14 protein-coding genes are annotated in these 19,069 nt (G+C 71.5%); 9 read left to right on the plus strand and 5 right to left on the minus strand.

What is annotated here, in order from left to right:
• Positions 1 to 85: 85 nt before the first annotated feature.
• Both QSK17_RS04855 and QSK17_RS04860 read right to left on the minus strand, forming a co-directional pair.
• Entirely contained in the window at positions 86 to 4,072 is a 3,987-nt protein-coding gene (locus tag QSK17_RS04855; protein ID WP_285703162.1) for an AAA family ATPase, read from the minus strand.
• Positions 4,069 to 5,190, minus strand: a complete 1,122-nt coding sequence (locus QSK17_RS04860; protein ID WP_285703163.1) for an exonuclease SbcCD subunit D — start codon at positions 5,188 to 5,190, stop codon at positions 4,069 to 4,071. The genes QSK17_RS04855 and QSK17_RS04860 overlap by 4 nt, the downstream gene beginning before the upstream one ends.
• A 147-nt stretch (positions 5,191 to 5,337) precedes the next feature.
• Here QSK17_RS04860 and QSK17_RS04865 point away from each other — a divergent pair, with 147 nt between their 5' ends.
• Positions 5,338 to 6,831: an alpha/beta hydrolase family protein gene (locus QSK17_RS04865; RefSeq protein WP_285703164.1), complete on the plus strand. Its 1,494-nt coding sequence runs from the start codon at positions 5,338 to 5,340 to the stop codon at positions 6,829 to 6,831.
• A gap of 65 nt (positions 6,832 to 6,896) precedes the next feature.
• Positions 6,897 to 7,247: a hypothetical protein gene (locus QSK17_RS04870; protein ID WP_285703165.1), complete on the plus strand. Its 351-nt coding sequence runs from the start codon at positions 6,897 to 6,899 to the stop codon at positions 7,245 to 7,247.
• A 303-nt stretch (positions 7,248 to 7,550) separates the two neighbouring features.
• On the opposite strand, the gene QSK17_RS04875 is transcribed toward QSK17_RS04870, so the two are convergent.
• On the minus strand, positions 7,551 to 8,168 hold the full coding sequence (locus QSK17_RS04875; RefSeq protein WP_285703166.1) for a TetR/AcrR family transcriptional regulator: 618 nt from the start codon (positions 8,166 to 8,168) through the stop codon (positions 7,551 to 7,553).
• A 201-nt stretch (positions 8,169 to 8,369) separates the two neighbouring features.
• On the opposite strand from QSK17_RS04875, the gene QSK17_RS04880 reads away from it, so the two are divergent.
• Genes QSK17_RS04880 through QSK17_RS04905 form a run of 6 tightly spaced genes read left to right on the plus strand, consistent with a single transcriptional unit; the run spans position 8,370 to position 14,676 of the window.
• Positions 8,370 to 9,413 carry an extracellular solute-binding protein gene (locus tag QSK17_RS04880; RefSeq protein WP_285703167.1) on the plus strand — a complete coding sequence of 348 codons (1,044 nt, stop codon included), beginning with the start codon at positions 8,370 to 8,372 and terminating at the stop codon, positions 9,411 to 9,413.
• Positions 9,410 to 10,252, plus strand: coding sequence for an ABC transporter permease (locus QSK17_RS04885; RefSeq protein WP_285703168.1), 843 nt, complete (start codon positions 9,410 to 9,412; stop codon positions 10,250 to 10,252). The genes QSK17_RS04880 and QSK17_RS04885 overlap by 4 nt, the downstream gene beginning before the upstream one ends.
• An 8-nt stretch (positions 10,253 to 10,260) precedes the next feature.
• On the plus strand, positions 10,261 to 11,067 hold the full coding sequence (locus QSK17_RS04890) for an ABC transporter permease (protein WP_285703169.1): 807 nt from the start codon (positions 10,261 to 10,263) through the stop codon (positions 11,065 to 11,067).
• 5 nt (positions 11,068 to 11,072) lie between these two features.
• Positions 11,073 to 12,188: an ABC transporter ATP-binding protein gene (locus QSK17_RS04895; RefSeq protein WP_285703261.1), complete on the plus strand. Its 1,116-nt coding sequence runs from the start codon at positions 11,073 to 11,075 to the stop codon at positions 12,186 to 12,188.
• On the plus strand, positions 12,185 to 13,444 hold the full coding sequence (locus QSK17_RS04900; protein ID WP_285703170.1) for a metal-dependent hydrolase family protein: 1,260 nt from the start codon (positions 12,185 to 12,187) through the stop codon (positions 13,442 to 13,444). Before QSK17_RS04895 ends, QSK17_RS04900 begins: the two co-directional genes overlap by 4 nt.
• Before the next feature lie 17 nt (positions 13,445 to 13,461).
• Positions 13,462 to 14,676 (plus strand): metal-dependent hydrolase family protein, encoded by a 1,215-nt coding sequence (locus QSK17_RS04905; RefSeq protein WP_285703172.1) that lies wholly within the window; start codon positions 13,462 to 13,464, stop codon positions 14,674 to 14,676.
• 82 nt (positions 14,677 to 14,758) lie between these two features.
• Here QSK17_RS04905 and QSK17_RS04910 read toward each other — a convergent pair whose 3' ends face one another.
• A complete protein-coding gene (locus QSK17_RS04910; protein WP_285703173.1) occupies positions 14,759 to 15,727 on the minus strand; it encodes an alpha/beta hydrolase in 969 nt (322 codons plus the stop codon).
• 289 nt (positions 15,728 to 16,016) lie between these two features.
• Between QSK17_RS04910 and QSK17_RS04915 the strand changes: the two genes are divergently transcribed.
• The gene (locus QSK17_RS04915; RefSeq protein WP_285703174.1) at positions 16,017 to 17,447 is read left to right on the plus strand and encodes an LCP family protein; all 1,431 of its coding nucleotides are present in this window, start codon (positions 16,017 to 16,019) and stop codon (positions 17,445 to 17,447) included.
• Positions 17,448 to 17,571: 124 nt separating this feature from the next.
• Here QSK17_RS04915 and QSK17_RS04920 read toward each other — a convergent pair whose 3' ends face one another.
• On the minus strand, positions 17,572 to 18,987 hold the full coding sequence (locus QSK17_RS04920) for an alpha/beta hydrolase family protein (RefSeq protein ID WP_285703175.1): 1,416 nt from the start codon (positions 18,985 to 18,987) through the stop codon (positions 17,572 to 17,574).
• Positions 18,988 to 19,069 lie beyond the last annotated feature (82 nt).

Below are 19,069 nucleotides of genomic sequence, written 5' to 3' on the forward strand. Positions count from 1 at the left end.
AGGTCAGGCGAGGTCGCTGTCAGATGATGAGCCAGACCCCACCGGGAAACGTTCGCCTACATCCTCACTGCCAGGCGACGTCGGGTCAGGCCAGGGAGAGCGTCGAGCCGCCCCGGCCCTTGCGCACCCGGATCTGGGCGGGGATGCGGGTCCGCAGCTCGGCCACGTGGCTGACGATGCCGACGGCCCGGCCTCCCTCGCGCAGACCGTCGAGGATGTCCAGGACGTCGTCGAGCGTGTCCTCGTCGAGCGTGCCGAACCCCTCGTCCACGAACAGGCTGCCGATCTCGGGACCGCCGGCCTCGGCCGTGACCACGTCCGCCAGGCCGAGAGCCAGCGCCAACGAGGTGATGAAGCTCTCGCCGCCGGAGAGGGTCGCGGGGTCGCGATCCACGCCGGTCCAGCCGTCGAGGACCCGCAGCCCCAGCCCGCCGCCGGATCTGCCCCGGTCGCCCGCCGCCTTCTTCTGGTCGTGCCGGAGCAGGTAGCGCCCGCCGGACATCCGGTCGAGCCGCTCGTTCGCGGCGTCCACGACCTGGCGGAGCCGCTCCCCCAGCACGTAGGCCGAGAGCCGGATGCTGAACGGGTTGTCCGTCGAGGTCCCGCCCGCGAGTTCGGCCAGCCGGCGGGCGAGGCGGTGCCGCTCGGCCGCCGGGCCGTAGCGCCCGTGCGCGTCCTCCAGCTCGGCGGCGAGCCCGGTGAGCTGCTCCAGCCGGCTCCTGACATGGTCTCGGGCCGAGGTCCGATCCGAGGCCTCCCGCTCCGCCCGCTCGTGCTCCGCCTCCAGCGCCGCCAGATCCGGCTCGGGCACGGCCGCCGCCGCGACCAGCTCCGGATCGGCGAGCTGCGCCTCCACGGCGGCCTCCTCGGCGGCGAACCGCCGCAGCCGCTCGGCCATCTCCTCGCGCTCGGCCTCGGCGCGCACCGCCGCGCGGGCGTCGTCCAGCGTCGCGAACCCGGCCTCGGCGGCGGCTCCGGCCGCCGCCGAGCGGGCCGCCGCGCTCTCGCTCTCGGCGCTCTCCGACGCGTGCACCGCCTCAGCGGCATCGCAGAGCAGCGCGGCGTCCGCCGCGAGCCGTTCCAGCCTGGCCTCCAGGGAGGCGTCGCCGCCGCGCGCCTCGTCGAGCAGCACGGCCAGCCTGCCCTCCTCCCCGGCGAGCTGCGCGCGCCGGGTCCGGGTCTCGGCGGCGTCCAGCTCCAGGGATCGCGAACGCTCCTCGGCCTCGGCGAGCTCGGCGGCCAGTCTTCGCACCTCCGCCAGGAGGCCGGGCTCGCCCTCCGCCGCATCGCACGCCTCCCGCAGGGCGCGTTCCGCCTCCGCGAGGACCGCGACCATCGCGTGCTCGGTCGGTTCCGTGTCGCCGGTCGGCCCGGTAGGCCTGGCGTCGTCGGCCGGCGCGACATCGCCGGTCGGCCCGGCATCCTGGGTCGGCGCGGCATCCTGGGTCGGCGCGGCATCGCCGGGCGCCGCCTCGGCTTCGGTCGGAACGGTCAGCTCCGCGACGGCGGCCCGCGCCTGGTCGTACGCGGCCCGCGTCTCGGCGGCCAGGGCGACGGCCTCGGCGGCGGCGGTGAGCAGCCGCGCCCCCGCCGCGAACCTGGCGTGTCTGGCCCGGACGTCGGCGTCCTCTCCCCGGGCGGCGGCGAGGCGGCCGGTGAGGCGGCCGCGCTCGGCCAGGAGCTCGGCCTCACCCGTCCGGTGCCCGGCCAGCGCGCGGCCCGCCTCGTCGGCCTGGTCACGCAGCGCCTCCGACTCCGCGGTGAGCCGCTCGGCCTCGGCGGCGGCGTCTGGCTCCCCGGCCGCGGCGTCCCGTGCCCCGGCGAGATCGGATTCGGCGGCGGCGAGGCGTGCCTCCGCGTCCTCCTGGGAGAGGTCCTCCGCCCGCCGGGTGACCTCGTCCAGCCGGGAGGCCAGCGCGGCGACCCGGCTCTCCGCGGCCTCCCGGCCCTGCCTGGCGGTCTCGAAAGCGTCCTGCGCCGCCTGCTCGTCGTCGGCCGTCGGCGCCGCCGACGACGGAGCGGCGGGTGCCGGATGCTCGGCGGAACCGCACACCGCGCACGGCTCTCCGGGAACGAGTGACCGGGCCAGCTCGGCGGCCATGCCCTCGATGCGGGCCGACCGCACGCCCTGGAGCCGGTCGCGCGCGTCCTGCGCGTGGTCCACCGCCGCCAGCCGCTCCCGCTCCGCCTCCGCCAGCTCGGCGGTCAGCGCGTCACGCTGGGCGGCGGCGGCGCGCCGGTCGCGGGCCGCGCCGACGGCGGCCTCGAGCGCCGGGATCCGCGCGGCGGCGGCACGGGCCCGCGCCAGCCGCTCGTCCGCCTCCTCGAGCGCCGCCGGCAGGGACGCGAGACCCGCGAGCGCGGCCGCCTCCCGCTCCGCCGCCTCCACGATGTCGGCGCGCACCCCGGCCAGCCGGTCTGTGACGTCGGCCAGCCGCTCCTCCTCCCCCGCCAGCAGCTCCAGCCTGGCCAGCTCGTCCCGCCAGGCCCGCTCCAACTCCGCCAGGACGCGGCCGGTGTCGCCGTCCGGCGGCGTGAGCCGTACCGGCCGGAGGTCGGGGGTGTCGGGCAGCGCCGCGAGGGCGGCGGCCCGCGCCTCCGTGGCGGAGGCCAGCTCGGCGGCGAGGGCGTCGCGGCGGCGCACCGCCGCGAGGTCGCGGTCGGCGCCGTCACAGGCGGCCTGGAGACCGGCGACGGCGGCGGCGGCCAGCCGCGCGGCCTCCAGCCGCTCCTCGGCCAGGGCCAGCTCCCCGGGCAGCGTGGCGAGACGCTCGCCGAGATCGGCCCGCAGCCCCGCCAGCTCGGCCAGCCGCTCGCCGGCCAGGCCGAGTTCCGCACTGACCTGTGTCAGCCGGGACTCCTCGGGGCGAAGCTGCTCCAGGCGGGCGACCTCGTCACGCCGCTCCCGCTCCCGCTCGCGCAGCGCGGCCACGTCGGGCCAGGCCCCGTCGACCGGGGCACCGATGATCGGCAGCGCCCTGGCCACGGCGTCCACGGCCAGCCGCCGCGCCTTGGCAGCCGTCTCGACCCGCTGACCGGCCTGGCGGATCAGCGGCAGCACACGGTCGGCCCTGGCTGCCTCGTCGAGCATGGCCTCCAGATCGGACCGCTCGTCCGCGGCCAGCGCCAGCTCCTCACGGCGGGCCAGCGCGGAGGCGTGGCGTCGCCGCCGGTCGGCCAGCGCCCGGCCGTCGTCCAGGCGGGAACGGGCGGACGCCAGCGCGGCGGCGGCCGTCGCGTGCTCCTCGCCGCCCTTCGCGACCACGTCGGCGGCGGCCGCGAGCACTGCGGCGGACCAGCCGAGCGGGTCCTCCGCCGGATCGGGGAGCGACTCGGGCTCGAGGGGCGTCTCAGGCTCGAGGGGCGTCTCAGGCTCGAGGGGCGTCTCCGCCAGGCCGGGACCGGCGGCGCCGCGCATCCGGTTCACGACGGAGTCGACCTCCTGGCGCAGCTCCTGCTGCGCGCGGCCGGTCCGGGTGCGGTGCTCGGCGAGCCACTTCTCGACCTCGGTGTAGACCTTCACCGAGAACAGCCGCTCCAGGAGCTTGCGACGGTCGTCGCCGTCCGCGCGCAGGAAGCGGGCGAAGTCCCCTTGGGGGAGCATCGCGACCTGCCAGAACTGGTCGGCGTTCATCCCGACGAGCTCGCCGATCAGGTGGCCAGCCTCGTCGCTGCGCGTGCTGCGGGCCGTCCACGCGCCGGTCGCCGCGTCCAGCTCCTCGACGAGGGCCTTGGCCTTCTCCTCCACCAGGCCGGTGCCGCGGAGCTTGGGCCGCATCCAGGCGGGTGACCTCGTGATCCGGAATCGGCGGTTCCTGATCGTGGCCTCCAGCGTCACCGCGGGGCCCCGCCCGGCGGGGGCGTGGTCGCAGCGCAGGGTGCGGGCGCTGTCGCGCTGCCCGGGCACCCGGCCGTACAGCGCGTAGCAGACGGCGTCGAGCACCGTGGTCTTGCCCGCGCCGGTCGGGCCGTGGATGAGGAACAGCCCGGCCTCGCCGAGTGCGTCGAAGTCGATCTCCTCCGTGCCGGGGAAGGAGCCGAAGGCGGTCAGCCTCAGCCGGTGCAGCCTCATGAGACCTCCTTGATCCGGCACTCTTCCACGGCCCGCTCCAGCAGCCGTCTCTCCCCGTCGTCGGCGGGCTCGCCGCGCACGTCCCGGACGAAGTCGAGCGCGACCTCGATCTCGGCGCGACCGGCGATCCGCCGCGGAGCCACGGGCGCGCCGGCCGTACCGTCCGGTTCGAAGGCCAGCGCCAGCGTGTGGGGGAAGCGGCCGCGCAGCCGCTCCATGGCCTCCTTGGGCCGCACCGGGTCGGTCAACGTCACATGCAGCCAGTGGTCGGCGCGGTCGGCGTACCTCTCCGCGGTCAGCAGGTCGTCGATGCGGCCGCGCAGCCGGCCGAGCCTCCGGGGCACAGGGGCGGGCACGAACTCGGCTCGTACGCCGCCGGGCCCCGGGCCGAGATCGACGAGCCAGCACCCCTTGACATGGTCGGCCTCCGAGAACGAATAGGCGAGCGGCGATCCGGAGTAGCGGACGGTCTCGCTCATGGTCTGCCGCCCGTGCAGGTGGCCGAGCGCGGCATAGTCCACGCCGTCGAAGGCGCTCAGCGGCACGTGCGCGACCCCGCCGACGGTGATGTCGCGCTCGCTGTCACTGGCCTCTCCCCCGGTGACGAAGGCGTGGGCCAGCACGACGGAGCGCCCGCCGCGCGCCGCGGCGTCCGTCCTGATCGCGGTCATGGCGTGGCCGATCGCCGCGCTGTGGCTGCGCTCCGGGAGCTCCCACGGCTCCCTGACCAACTCGGGCTCGAGGTACGGGATGCCGTAGAACGCGGTGTCGTCGATCACGACCGGCTCCCAAGCGCGGGCCGGGTCCGTGCGCAGGTGCACCCGCTCCATCAGGTCGGCGCCGAACCCGAGCCGCACGGCGGAGTCGTGGTTGCCGCTGATCAGCACGGAGTGCGCGCCCAGCGCGGCCAGCCGGCGCAGGGCGTCGTCGAAGAGCGCGACCGCGTCCACCGGCGGCAGCGCGCGGTCGTAGACGTCGCCCGCGACGACCACGACGTCCACCCGCTCGGCCCGGACGGTCTCCACGAGATGGTCGACGAACGCTCCCTGAGCGGCCAAGAGGCTCTCTCGATGGAACGAACGGCCCAGGTGCCAGTCGGAGGTGTGCAAGACCCGCATGTCGCAGGAAGTTAACAGGTCCCCCTGACAAATGCGTCCTCCTCCGCATCTCAAGTTTCACGTAATGACTTAACCCGCCGATCAGTGGGCAAAGGTAAAGAGCAGGGCGCGGCGGAGTACAGGATTCGTCACTCGGGGAGCCGTCTCATGAACATCGGCCGAGGCACGCTGGCCGCAACGGCCACCGTCGTGGCAGTCGCGCTCGCCATGGTCGGATACGTGCTCTCGCCCCCGTCGTTCGACCCGGCTCCACTGCCCGCGTCCGAGGAGTTCCACTCGCTTCCGGCCCAGCCGGCCGCGGAGTCCCGTACGGTGCCGGTCGAGAGCGGCTTCTCGACCGAGCGGGTCACGGTCCACGCGCGAGGAGAGGATCTGAGGGCCACGATCCGGGCGCCCCTCTCCCCGGGACGGCATCCGGCGATGGTGTTCGTGCAGGGTTCGGGTTCGGGCACGGGTACCGAGTTCACCTCGCAGGCGAAGTGGCTCGCCGAACGGGGCGTCGTGACCGTCGCCTACGACAAGCGCACCGTGGGGTACTCCTTCCGCGACCGCGACTTCGGGCTGCTGGCCGACGACGCGCTGCGGATGATCGAGCTCCTGCGGGCCAGGCCCGACGTGGATCCGGCGCGTACCGGCCTGTGGGGCGTCAGCGAAGGGGGCTGGGTGGTGCCGATAGCGGCGGCGCGCAGCGCCGACGTGCGGTACGTCGTGCTGGTGTCCTCGCCGAACGTCTCGCCCCTCCGGCAGGTCGCCTGGGCGCTGAACGAGCAGCTGCTGCGGCTGCACGCCCCGACGGGGGCGCGCGACCTGCTGACCCGCGCGATGGGCGGCGTGGGCTTCGACTTCCTGCGCTACGACGGCGTCCCGTCGCTGACGAAGATCACCCAGCCCGTCCTCGCGCTGTACGGCACCATGGATCCGTCGATCCCGTTCGTCGAGAGCACCCGGACCCTGACCTCGGCGCTCGCCGCCGGCGGCAACGGCGACTACACGATCCGGTTCCTCGCCGGGGCCGACCACGCGATGCGGATCAACGGCGGGCAGTTCGTCTCCGACTACCTGCCGACCCTCGCGAACTGGATCAAGGGTCTGCCGGGCACGGCCGGGCAGGGGCCGCCGATCGCGGGCGCGACGCCGGTCCAGCGGTTCCAGGCCACCGACGTCCCCGCGGCCCCCTGGTACGGCGGCACCACCTTCCTGTGGCTCACGATCTGCCTGGCCGCCGTCGGCTATGTCTCCGCCCCGGTCACCGAGATGGTCGTCCGGCTCCGCGGCCGCGACCTGAGGCTCGCGGCCAACGCGCAGGCGTGGTCCGGGATCCGGCGCAGGGTCAGGCGGATGGCCTGGACCGGGCTCGGCATGCTGGCCGCGGCCCTCGCGTTCATCATCCTGATCGTGCTGTTCTCGGTGAACCAGGCCGGGGCCTGGCCGGCCGTGCAGTCCGGGTGGCTGGTCGTACGGCTGCTGGCGGTGCTGATGCTCGCGCAGGAGGTCGCCATGACGGCGGCGGTGATCGGCGCCCTGCGCGACGGGTGGGAGCCCACCCGCTGGCAGTCGTTCACGCTGGCCTGCGTGCTCGGCGGCACCGGCCTGCTGTTGCTCACCGCCGCCTACTTCGGGCTGTTCGCATTCCCCTGGTGACCCCGTGACCGCCGGACGAATGCTGCAGTCCTAGTGTCCTGCGCCTGAAATTCGTCGGCAAAATCGTGCGACTCGCCAGCTCTGACGCCCCGCCGTCAGGCCGAAACATCCGGCATGAGCGAGCAAGACGGCTGTGCCTTGAACGCCTACTCTTCGAACTCGACGCGAAGGGCATCGCGAAGGTGGTCCTGGAGAGCCGCTACACCGAAGACCCGCTCGACAGAAGCCTTCTGACCAGCCTGCGCCGATCGCTCCGCGTATCGCTGACCATGGAAGTGAGCTGGGCATCGCCCTATGACAAGCCGCTGTTGTGGACGGCGGATGCCGTGGTCGGCGCCACGACCTGGTGGCTTGACGGGCAACCAGGATATTTCGAGGTGCTTGCCGACCAGATCCGGGTGATCTGCCTGGAATGAGGTGACAACGCGAAGGCCGGGCACCCGATATCCCTCGGTAGTCCCGGCCTCACTTCCGCACTCCCAGGGGCGCGACGTGACCAGCTTGCCTCACTGGAAGTGATCAGGCAAGCGCATTGTGCCATGAAGTTCGCGTTCGGGAGATGGTGTGGGAGCGATCTAGGCCTGGTGCCAGCGCCCAGGTCGACCGCCGTCCCGAGCCAGCCGCCGTATGCGTCCATGCTCTCCGGGCCGCGCAGCGGTGTACCGGGGAGGCCGCGTGCGCCGCAGCTTGCGGATCGGTGAAGCTCACCCCCGCGGAGCTCACCCGCGAGCGTCGTCACTGAACAGCGTGCGCAGCAGGCTCTCCATCATCAGGTCGATGGCGTGGTCCTGGTCCAGCCCGAACTGCGGCACCAGCGCGGACCAGGACGCGAACCCGGTGGCGCAGTAGGTGAGTGCGACCGCATCGCGTAGCGGAACGCGCAACAGACCCTGCTCATCCGCCCGGTCGAGGATCGCGGTGATGCGGTCGATCCGCAGGTTGCGCGCCTCGATGAGAGACGCGCCGAGCTCCTCGGAGTCGTGGATGGCCAGCATCGCGTCGAGCTTGTCCGCATCGACGGCGAACAGGTTGTACCAGTCGCGGATCAGCCGCCGGAAGGCCTCTCGCGGTGGGGTGTCGGAGGTGTCGACGGCGTCCGGCTGCAACTGCGCGAACTCTTCGGTGATGGTCGCCATCGCGGCGCCGAGTAGCTCCCCTGTGGAGGCGAAGTGGTTGTAGGCGGTGCGGATGGAGACCTCCGCACGTTCCGCTATCTCCGCCATCTGCACCGCCGTGGACCGGCGCTCGATGATCAGCGCGTGCACGGCTCCGATCAGCCTGCTGCGAGTCTGCTCACGCTGGACGGCACGACGATCCATTGAGTACGCGCGGGCCACAGTGCTCCTCGTGTCGCTGGTCGTGTCGCCGTGCCATGACGGCTCGGGGACATTGATCATTCTGCCTTTTGCCAGGCTGTCTCCACACTGTAACAAAATTGCGTGCATGCTTGCATGCAATCTATTGGGATGAATACCCTCATCCCCGAACAAGGGCCAAGCAACGGACCGGAACTTCGCAGTTCCGGAGCTGGAGGCATCATGCGGGCACATCGATCCCTGGCCGCGGCGGTGGCGGGCATTCTCGGCCTGACGACCCTGGCCGCGTGCGGATCCGACTCCGCCGGCGACGGCAAGTCGCTGACGTTCGTCGCGTACGGCGGCGTCACCCAGGACGTGATGGTCAAGCAGTGGCTGGAGCCCTGGGGCAAGACCGAAGGCGTCACGGTCTCCCAGGACTCGCCGACCGACTACGCCAAGCTCGCCACCATGGTCGAAGCCGGGAAGGTCACCTGGGACCTGGTGGACACCGAACCCTTCTACCCGATCCAGGAATGCGGCAAGTCCGTGGTCAAGCTCGATCACACCGGCATCGACGTCGACAAGCTGCCCAAGGGCACCGTGAGCGACTGCGCGCTCCCGATATGGGGATACTCCCTGCTGCTTGCCTACAACAAGGACAAGTACGGTGCCAACCCGCCCACGTCCTTCGCCGACTTCTTCGACCTGGCGAAGTTCCCCGGCACCCGCGCGGCCCCCGCCAACGTCACGGCCGGGCCCCTGGAAGTCGGACTGCTGGCCGACGGTGTGGAACCGTCTGCACTGTATCCGCTGGACATCCCGCGGGCGCTGAAGAAGTGGGACGCGCTCAAGGGCAAGGTGAACCTGTGGAAGACCTCTTCGGTCAGCCAGCAGCAGTTGGAGGCCAAGCAGGCGGACATGGCGCTCGTCTGGTCGGGCCGGGCCGCCGAGGCCGTGAAGAACGGCGCTCCGTACGCCCCCGTGTGGAAGCAGAACCTGTTCAGCTGGGCCTCGGTGGTCATCCCCAAAGGCAGCGCGCACGTGAAGGAGGCCCAGTCGGCCATCCGTAGCCTGCTCACCCCGGAGACGCAGGCCAAGCTGGCGGAGAACATCGCCTACGCGCCGGTCAACTCCGCCGCCGACCCCAAGCTCGACCAGGTGTACGCGGCCTACAACGTCACCAGTCCCACGATCTCCGAGCAGTCGGTGTCACAGGACGCCGTGTGGTGGGCTGAGAATCAGCAGCAGGCGGTCACCCAATGGACGGCCTGGACCACGTCATGAGACTCCCCGACCGGCTCCGGCCGGATCCGGCGCTCGGGCTGCTCGCGCCAGCGCTGCTGGCGCTCGCCGTGTTCTTCCTCTATCCGGCGATCTCCCTGATCTGGCGTAGTTTCACCGAGCCCTCCCTCGGCCTCGCCCAGTACGGCGACCTGCTCGGCGACGGGGTCACGCTCGGCGTCCTGGCCCGCACGCTGTGGGTGTCCGCCCTGGTCAGCGTCGTCACACTGATCATCGCCTACCCCTACGCGTATCTGATGACCACGACCGGACCGCGGGTCCGCGCCGTGCTCGTGGCGCTCGCGTTGCTGCCGTTCTGGCTGAGCTTGATGGCCCGTACCTTCGCCTGGGTCGTCCTGTTGCAGCGCGGTGGTCCGATCAGTTGGCTGCTCGAACAGTTCGGGCTGCACGATGTGACACTCGTCGGCACCCTCCCCGGTGTCGTGATCGGCATGGTCCAGGTGCTGCTGCCGTTCATGGTGCTGCCGCTCTACAGCACGATGCAGGGCATCGACAGACGGCTGGTGACCGCGGCCAGGAGTCTGGGCGCGGGACCGGCCACCACCTTCCGCACGGTCGTCCTGCCGCTGTCGATGCCGGGCGTGGTCGCCGGGCTGTCGCTGGTGTTCGTCGTGGCGCTTGGTTTCTACGTCACCCCGGTGCTGCTCGGCTCACCGCAGAACGCGCTGATCGCGCAGCTCATCGGAATCAAGGTCGAGCAACTGCGTGACTTCCCCGCGGCCGGGGCGATGGCCGTGCTCATGCTGGTGGCCACCGCAGTCGTGCTCGCGGCGGCGACCAGGATGGTCCGGCTGGGCGACATGTTCGGCGGGGCCCGATGAGCGGTCGGATGGAACGTGACATCAATCGCCCGGCGACCTGGCTGTGGGTGTGGGCCGCGGCCACCGCGCTGCTGCTGCTCGCGCCGACGCTGGTGGTCGTGCCGCTGAGCTTCGCGGGGGAGGCATCCTTCGTGATGCCGCCGAAGAGCTGGTCGCTGCGTTGGTACGAGGAGTTCTTCACCAACCCCCGCTGGCGTGATGCGCTGTCGGCCTCGCTGCGGGTGGCCCTGCTAACCACTGTGACGGCGACCGCGCTTGGAACGGCCGCCGCCTACGGTCTGGCCCGGCTGCGCGGCCGGGCGGCCGCCTTGCTCAGCGGACTGCTGCTCAGCCCGTTGATCATGCCGCAGATCGTCACCGCGGTCGCGGTTCTCGCGGTCTACCTGCGCTGGCAGCTCAACGGCACGATGGCCGGCTTCGTCGCCGCGCACACCATGCTGGCGATGCCGTACGTGGTGGTCACCGTGCGCGCCGCGCTGAGCGACTACGACCGGTCACTCGATCTGGCCGCGTCCAGCCTGGGCGCGGGCCCGTGGACCCGGTTCCGAACGGTGACCCTGCCACTGCTGGCGCGCGGCATCGTGAGCGGCGCGGTGTTCGCGTTCGTGATCTCGCTGGACGACGTGGTCATCGCCCTGTACCTGCAGACCCCGCTGCTTCGGACGCTCCCGGTGCAGATGTACGACAGCATCACCGTCGACGTCGACCCCACCATCGCGGCAGCCGCCACGCTCATCCTCGCGGTCACCACCGCGGTGCTCCTGCTCCCGTCGCTGATCCGCAGCAAGAAGCTCAAGAAGGTGAGTGTCCCGTGACCCCAATGGAAGCGCGAGGCGCATCGCTGCGGCTCGACCGGCTCGTCAAACGCTTCGGCGGCCAGAAGAACGCCGCCGTGGACGAGGTGACCCTGGAGGTGGAGGCGGGCGAGTTCGTCGCCTTCCTCGGGCCCAGCGGCTCGGGCAAGACCACCACGCTGAACATGATCGCGGGGTTCACCCCGATCACCTCGGGCCGCGTCCTGGTCGACGGAGTCGACGTCGCCGCCTTGCCCGCCAACCGCCGTGACCTGGGCTTCGTTTTCCAGCACTACGCCCTGTTCCCGCACATGACGGTGGCGCGGAACATCGCCTACCCGCTGCGCCGTCGTGGAGTCGGCCGTGCGGAAACGGACCGCCTCGTCCAGCAGGCCCTGGAACTGGTACGGCTGGAGGGCCTGGAGGGCCGCAGACCCGCCGAGCTGTCCGGAGGCCAGCAGCAGCGGGTCGCCCTGGCCAGAGCGCTGGTCTACCGGCCGCGCGTACTGCTGCTCGACGAGCCGCTCGGCGCGTTGGACCGGCAGTTGCGCGAGTGGTTGCAGCGCGAACTCAAGCGCTTGCACAGGGAGCTCGGCATCACCTTCGTCTGCGTGACGCACGATCAGGACGAAGCCCTGTCAATGGCCGACCGCATCGCCCTCTTCGACGGGGGGCGGCTGCGTCAGGTGGGCACGCCCGCGGAGCTGTACCGCACTCCGAATTCGCTGTTCGTGGCCCGCTTCCTGGGCGAGTCCACCGTCCTGCGCGAATGCGTGCCGAGCGGCGAGGGGAGCGTCACCTACGGCGGGATCCGCCTGGAGATGCCCAAGGAGGCCGCACCAGGCGCGCACGACCGGATCGCTCTGGTGCTCCGCCCGGAGTCGCTCGCCCTGGCCAGGCGCGACGGTGACGCGCCCCCCGGTGCGAACGCCGTCCCGGTCGAGATCACCGACGTGACCTACCTCGGCAACACGCGCCGGATCGCCATCCGCCTGCCGGACGGCGCCGAGGGCGCGGTGGCGCAGCCGGTGGACGACCCCGCCGACTGGCGCCCCGGCGAGCCCGCCTGGATGACCTGGAATCCCAGACATGGCAGTGCCGTACCCGAAGAGACACCCACGACCGAACGGAGCCATCCTTGACTGCTCAGACCAAACTGACCAATGCCGTCCTGTGGTCGCCCGACCTTCCGGAACCCCTCGACGGCGCCGACATCCTGGTGGAAGGCGGACTGATCGCCGACATCGTGCCCGCGGGCACGGGCGGCGCAGCCGAGACCGTGATCGACTGCGACGGCCGCTGGGTAATACCCGGCATGATCGACAGCCATATGCACTCGTGGGGCGCTCGCTCCTCCAACCCCGTGCACTGGGTGGTCGGGCAGTCGCCGCTGTCGTGGTTCCGGGCCGTGGGCGACCTGCGCAGGATCCTCGAAGCCGGGTTCACCACTGTCCGCGAGGCCGGCGGCCCGCTCGGGCCTGGCCTGCGCGACGCGATCAACGAAGGAGAGATCACCGGTCCTCGCGTCTTCCCGGCCCACCTCGGCATCTCCCGCACCGGCGGGCACGGCGACTGCCACAGCCTGCCGATCTCCTGGGTCACCGAGCAGCCATACATGGCCAGGATCGCCGACGGCGCCGACGAGGTACGTACCGCGGTGCGGGCCGCGGCCCGCGACGGCGGCGAGTGGGTGAAGATCTGGGCCAGCGGCGCCATCGCCCTGTCGGACAACGACTCCCCCGAGCACCTGCACTTCAGCGTCGAGGAGCTCGAGGTCATCTGTCGCGAGGCGCACGCGCTGGGCATGACGGTCGGCGCGCACGTGGAGTTCCCGAGCGCGATCAAGGCGTGCGTGCTCGCCGGCGTCGACGTAATCGAGCATGGATTCATTCTCGACGAGGAGACGTGCCTGCTGATGGCCAAGCGGCAGGTGCCCGTCGTCAGCACCATGGCGTTGCTCCATCGCTACCTGCGCTGGGACGGACCGGAGATTACCCAGGCTCAGGTCGACCTGGCCCGCGAGCTCCTGCCGTCGGTCCACGCCAGCGCGCTGCTCGCCTACCGCAGCGGAGTGACGGTGGCGATCGGCTCCGACAGTTTCGCCGAACCGCTCACCCCGTTCGGCGCCAACGCCGAGGAACTGCTCGCGCTGCACGAGGCCGGACTGCCCGCCGTCGCGTGCCTGGAGGCGGCCACGATCAACGGTGCCAAGGTGATGGGCAAGGAGAAGCAGCTCGGCAGCGTCACCGTCGGCAAGATCGCCGACCTGATCGTCACCGGCCGCACCAGCCCCTTGGACGACCTGAACACCGTGGTCGGCGCCGACAAGATCACCCTGGTTCTGCGCGACGGCGTGCCCGTGGCCGGCACCGGTCTGCGCCGGACTCTGAGCCTGTAAGGAGAACCCCCGAAATCATGAGCGCCATCAACGGCATCGCCAACGTCAATATCTGGACCGGTGACGGCCACGTTGTCCGTGACACCGGAGTCAGCGTGTTCGGCGGCCGCGTCTCCGCGATCGGCCCGCTGTCTCCCGACGTTCCCGGCGTCCTGGACGGCCAGGGCGGCTGGGTCATGCCCGGCATGATCGACTCCCACGTCCACCTGTGGGGCGCCCGCACCCCGCACCCGGTGCACTGGGTGGTGGACCCGCGCCTGCCCAACGCGCTGCGTTCCGTCGCCGACATTGGCAAGATCCTTCGTTCCGGCTTCACCACCGTACGCGAGGCCGGCGGCCCGCTCGGTCCCAGCCTGCGGCAGGTCATCGACGCCGGCGAGATCGAGGGCCCCCGTGTGGTGCCCGCCTACCTCGGCCTGTCTCGCACCGGCGGGCACGGCGACTGTCACACGCTACCGGTGTCCTGGGTGCGGGAGCAGCCGTTCATGGCGCTGGTCGTGGACGGCCCGAACAACCTGCGCAAGGCCGTACGGACCGTGTCCCGCGAGGGCGGACGCTGGGTGAAGGTCTGGGCCAGCGGCGGAGTCCTGTCCGAACGCGACAGCCCCGAGCACATGCACTTCGGCCCGGACGAGCTGGCCGCGATCGTGGAGGAGGCGCACGCCATCGACCTGCCAGTTGGCGCTCACTGCGAGTCTCTGGCCGCGACGTACGCCGCCGTCGAGGCCGGTGTCGACGCGATCGAGCACGGCTTCCAGCTTGACAACGACGTATGCGAGGCGATGCGGGAGCGGGACGTCACGCTGGTCAGCACGCTGTCGGTGCTGCAGCGCTACGCCCGGTGGAGCGGCCCCGAAATCACCGCCGACCAGCGTGACGACGCCAAGCGGCTGCTGGCGAAGGCCGAGGAGAGCCTCGCCACCGCCGTACGGCACGGCGTACGCGTCGCGATGGGCTCCGACTGCTTCGCCGAACCGATGACGCCGTTCGGGCGCAGCGCCGACGAGCTGGGCTACATGCGCGACGTCGGGGTCGACGCCGACACCATCCTGCGCAGCGCCACCAGCGTCGCGGCCCGCCTCGTCGGCATGGAGTCGAAGATCGGCACAGTGGCCGAGGGAGCGTACGCCGACCTGCTGCTGCTGCCCGCCGACCCGCGCGCCGACCTGGACGTCGTCATCAACTCCTCACGGATCACCGCGGTGATCAAGGAAGGCCGCCGTATCGCCTGAGAACGTGGTCGGCCGCACGGTTGACGGCGACGGGCCACGGTATGGGGGGCGGGGATCCCGCCCCCCAGCGATCAACGGACGACTAGGTGGGGTCCCGGTCCGGCCGCGGATCGGGGCGGACGTAGGCCAGCCAGCGGTCGATCTCGGCGAGCACCTGCTTGCGCACCGGCTCGGCCGACAGCAGCAGATCGTGCATCCCGCCCGGGATCCGCACGCAGGTCACGTGCGGCCCGATCCTGGTCGACCACCGGGCGATGTGCTCGGCGTCGAGGACCACGTCGGCCGCGTGCGCCTCGGGGACGAAGTCCCGCACCCGCAGGCTGCGGTCCGAGCACAGCACCAGCACGGGGACGTCGACCCGGAGGCCGGCGTGCAGTCGCCGGTGCGCCCGGCGGATCGCCGCCAGCCACACCGCGTGCACCGGGAAGCCCGCCAGCGGCTTCCACTCCAGGTCGTACTCCCACTCCCCGCTGTGGTCGCGGTGCAGGCTCGCGCCGTACGCGGTGGCGATGCCGAGGGGCAGGACGGCCGTCGCGGGCAGCCGGGCCAGGACGCCCCCGAGCACGTCGGCGGCCCCCCTGACCAGGGCGGGCACGTTGAGGTCGAGGAAGGGGCTGTTGAGGACGAGGGCGTCCACGAGCCCCCGGCCACGCACGCGGTCGGCCCACAGGGCCGCGATGAGGCCGCCGGTCGAGTGCGCGCTGATCGTGAGCTCGTCGTGGTCCGCACGGATGATCCGGACGGCCTCGTCGATCTCGGGGAAGTGCTCGGTGACGCTGCCGATCAGGCCCCTCGTCTGGTGCTCCAGCAGGGACCGGCCGTACTTGCGCAGGTCCAGGGCGTAGAAGCTGACGCCCTGGGCGATGTAGTGGTCGGCCACGTGGGTCTGGAAGAAGTAGTCGGTGAAGCCGTGGATGTAGAGGATGGCCCGCCGGGACCCGGCCACGCGGCGCCGTACGAGCGTGGCGACGACCTCGCCCTCGGCGTCGCGGCCCATCGGCAGGACGACGGCCTCGTAGCCGGCTCCGAGGATGTCGGGGACGGCGATCACGGCAGCTCCAGAGGGTGAACCGGCCGGGATGGGACGCCGACCCTCTCGGGTCGCAAACCCACCTGCCCCGACCGGTAAGGGGCCTGGTCTGGACAGGCGCGATGGGCATTGACCAGGTCAAATACCAGTATCAACTCGCCACGGCTCGCGGGGGCACCGGTGCGGTACGGGCCTCTCCGGGCCAGTGTGATCACGGCCACATTCCTGACCGCGCGGTTCTCGATCTCGTCGAAAGCCATGAGCCGAACTCTATTCAGTTCTGTGCGGATACGTTCCTTGGGGTGAGTACGTGCCCTTCGCTCGTCCGATATCTGACTGCGAGCCGGTACACGCGCGAAAGCCCGTCGGCGCGGCGGCGCTGATCGGCTGGACGGCGCTGTCCGTCGTGCTGCCGGGCGCCGCGCATCTCCGCGCCGGATGGCGGCGCACCGGATTTGCGCTGCTCGGCGCGTACGGGGTGATCTTGGTCGCCCTGGGTCTGGTCGCGCTGAACGCGGACGCCCACCTGGCCGGCCGGGCGCTCAACTGGCTCGGCCTGATCATGACGGCCACCGCGCTCGCGGGCGTCCTCTGGTTCGCGCTGGTGATCCACTCGTTCGTGGTGCTGCGACCGCAGGGCCTCCCGAGGGCCGCGCAGGTGGTCACCGGGCTGATCGCCGGTGGGCTGTCGGTCGCCGTCGCGCTCCCCTTCGCGGTCGCCGCGCAGTACGTGGCGGAGTCCGAGCGGACCATCGACAAGGTGTTCGCCGCGTCGGCCGGCCCCCTGGCCCCCGTGGTCCCGGGCGGGCGGCTCGCCGCCAGCGATCCGTGGGGCGGCCGGGACCGGATCAACGTGCTGCTGCTGGGAGGCGACTGGGGCAACGACAGGACCGGGATGCGGACCGACAGCCTGAACGTCGCCAGCGTGGACGTCCACACCGGCAACACGGTGCTGCTCGGCCTGCCGAGGAACCTGGAGCACGTCCCGTTCCCGCCGGGCAGTCCCATGGCGCGCCGCTTTCCCACCGGGTTCACGCTCCCGGAGTACCGCCCCGGCTGGCGGGACGACCTCCTGTTCGGCGTCTGGCAGTACGCCGAGGACCACCCCGAGCTCTTCGGCGGGCGCCGGCACATGGGGGCCGAGACGCTGAAGGAGACGGTCGGCTACATCCTCGGCATCCGGATCGACTGGTACACGCTGGTCAACATCTGGGGCTTCGCCAAGATCGTCGACGCTCTGGGCGGCCTCGTCCTCACGGTGGACAGCGACATCGTGTACGGAAAGTACGACGAGGGCCTGATCAAGGCGGGCACCCGCAAGCTGAACGGAGCCGACGCGCTGTGGTTCGCGCGGTCCCGCACCAACAGCGACGACTTCACCCGGATGCGCCGCCAGCGGTGCGTGTTCAGCGCGCTGCTCAATCAGATGGATCCCGCGACCGTGCTCGCCCGGTTCACCAAGATCGCCGCGGCCACCCGCAAGATCCTCCGCACCGACATCCCGCGGTCGATGCTGGAGGAGATCGTGCCACTGGCCGTGGAGGCCAAGAACGCCCGCGTCACCAGCGTGCAGTTCATGCCGCCGCTGATCAGCACGAGCGTCCCCGACTGGGCGCAGATCCGGCTCCTCACCGCGAACGCGATCGCGAAGTCCTCCGCTCCCAAGCGGCGGGGTGCCAGGCACGCGCTGGCCACTCCGGGCGCGCCGAGCCCGATCGGCCAAGGATGCACCGCCGTCTGACCGCCCTGCTTCAGGCCCGTCTCGGGCTCGGTCTCAGGGGCCGGTCTCTCGGCCAGATCGCGCGCGGCCGCGTCGTCGCGGTCCGCAAACCCGCTATCACGATCTTGAGGGGCCCCACCGGTTCTCAGGGAAGGAGCACGCCCCAGTAGGCCGCCCACGGCACGAACACCGCGGCCGCGGCCAGGACCATGCCCAGCCGTATCCGGTTTCCGGGGGACAGCTCGCGGCGGTGGCGCCAGGTGGCGACGACCGTGGCGGCCGCTGCGGCGACCACGGCCACGGCGAGAAGCTGAAGCACCAGCCAGGGCAGAGAGCGGCCGAGGACCACGGGCCCGATCAGATAGGCGCCGGTGAGCACCAGGACGCAGAAGTAGCCGAGGAAGCCGAGCGTGGAGGCCGTGATGGCGATGACGAGCCAGCGAGCCGGTCGTGAGGCTGGAGGCGCGCCGCGGCGTCGCCGCAGCCGCCTGATGATCGCCGCCAGCGCGTAGCCGAGGGAGGCGCCCAGCAAGATCGTGAAGGCCGCGAGCTGCAGCCAGGGCGACTCGTACCAGGCGAACGGTCCGTCCACGGGACGGCTCAGCTGATCCTGGGACGGCGGCTGATCCGCGACGGCCTCCGGTGGACCGTCGCTCAGGCTCGTGATCCAGGCGGCCTCGAATTTGGCATAGTCGGCCGCGAGGCTGTCGGGACGGTCGAAGCCGTCGTCGAACGTGCGGTTGAGGTTGTGGCGGGCTCCGGCGACGAAGTGGATGGTGTAGTGGGTGTTGCCGCCGCGTTCCAGGCCCTGCCGGATGATCTGGGAGCTCTCAGCCGGCATCGCTTCCCGGTCGAAAGTTCCCCACAGCGCAAGAACCGGCTGGTGGACGTTTTCCCAGCTCCGCATGGGGTCGCGGTCCTCTTCGCCGAACAGGCCGCTCCCGATCCCGAACCTGATGGCGCGCTCCTGCAGCATGAGCGTCAGCGACCCGTGCACGCCCGCGTGCCGGAGCCGCTCGCCGTACGCCCATGCCTGCTGCCTGGCGGGCGTCGTTCCGACCGCTCCGGCGACGATGAGGAAGGTCACGTCCGACGATCGGGCGGCCGCGATCGGCGCCACCCACGCCCCCTCGGACAGTCCCCAGATGCCGACCATCGCCGGGTTCACGTCGGCGCGGGCCCGCAGTGTGCGCACCGCCGCGAGCGCGTCACCTGCGAGCGTCTCGTAGTTCCGCCGCAGCGTGGAGTAGCCGACGGTGCGCTTGTCGTATATCAGGGTCACAATGCCCCGCTTGGCGTAGGCCTCGGCCTCGTCCCGGTATTCCTCCCGGGTGACCGGCCCGGCGCCGTGCACCATGACGATGCCGGGCCTGCGGCCTCTCGCCGTCTTCGGCGCCACGACCGTCCCGTGCAAGGTCACGCCGCCGTCCCCGGTGAAGGTGACATCGCTGGTGACCAGCGCGTCGGCGTGTGCGTGTGCGGGCACGGGTACGGCGCACAAGGCGATCGCGAGCAGGACGGGCAACAGCGACCACGTCCAGCGTTTGCGTGAGAGCAGCACGAGGTGCTCTCCTTTCTATGGGAAATCTGTGCACGTGAAGACACGCCCTTCGCGGGGCGTGGTGATGCGGATTTCGTCTCTG

Source organism: Microtetraspora sp. NBRC 16547 (genome assembly GCF_030268965.1).
Classification (GTDB): domain Bacteria; phylum Actinomycetota; class Actinomycetes; order Streptosporangiales; family Streptosporangiaceae; genus Microtetraspora.

Excerpts from the sequence above, each read along its gene's own strand:
- QSK17_RS04885 (WP_285703168.1), top strand. The coding sequence starts at position 9,410 with ATGAGACTCCCCGACCGGCTCCGGCCGGATCCGGCGCTCGGGCTGCTC.
- QSK17_RS04865 (WP_285703164.1), top strand. The coding sequence starts at position 5,338 with ATGAACATCGGCCGAGGCACGCTGGCCGCAACGGCCACCGTCGTGGCA.
- QSK17_RS04905 (WP_285703172.1), top strand. The coding sequence starts at position 13,462 with ATGAGCGCCATCAACGGCATCGCCAACGTCAATATCTGGACCGGTGAC.
- QSK17_RS04880 (WP_285703167.1), top strand. The coding sequence starts at position 8,370 with ATGCGGGCACATCGATCCCTGGCCGCGGCGGTGGCGGGCATTCTCGGC.
- QSK17_RS04855 (WP_285703162.1), bottom strand. The coding sequence starts at position 4,072 with ATGAGGCTGCACCGGCTGAGGCTGACCGCCTTCGGCTCCTTCCCCGGC.
- QSK17_RS04860 (WP_285703163.1), bottom strand. The coding sequence starts at position 5,190 with ATGCGGGTCTTGCACACCTCCGACTGGCACCTGGGCCGTTCGTTCCAT.
- QSK17_RS04890 (WP_285703169.1), top strand. The coding sequence starts at position 10,261 with ATGGAACGTGACATCAATCGCCCGGCGACCTGGCTGTGGGTGTGGGCC.
- QSK17_RS04895 (WP_285703261.1), top strand. The coding sequence starts at position 11,073 with ATGGAAGCGCGAGGCGCATCGCTGCGGCTCGACCGGCTCGTCAAACGC.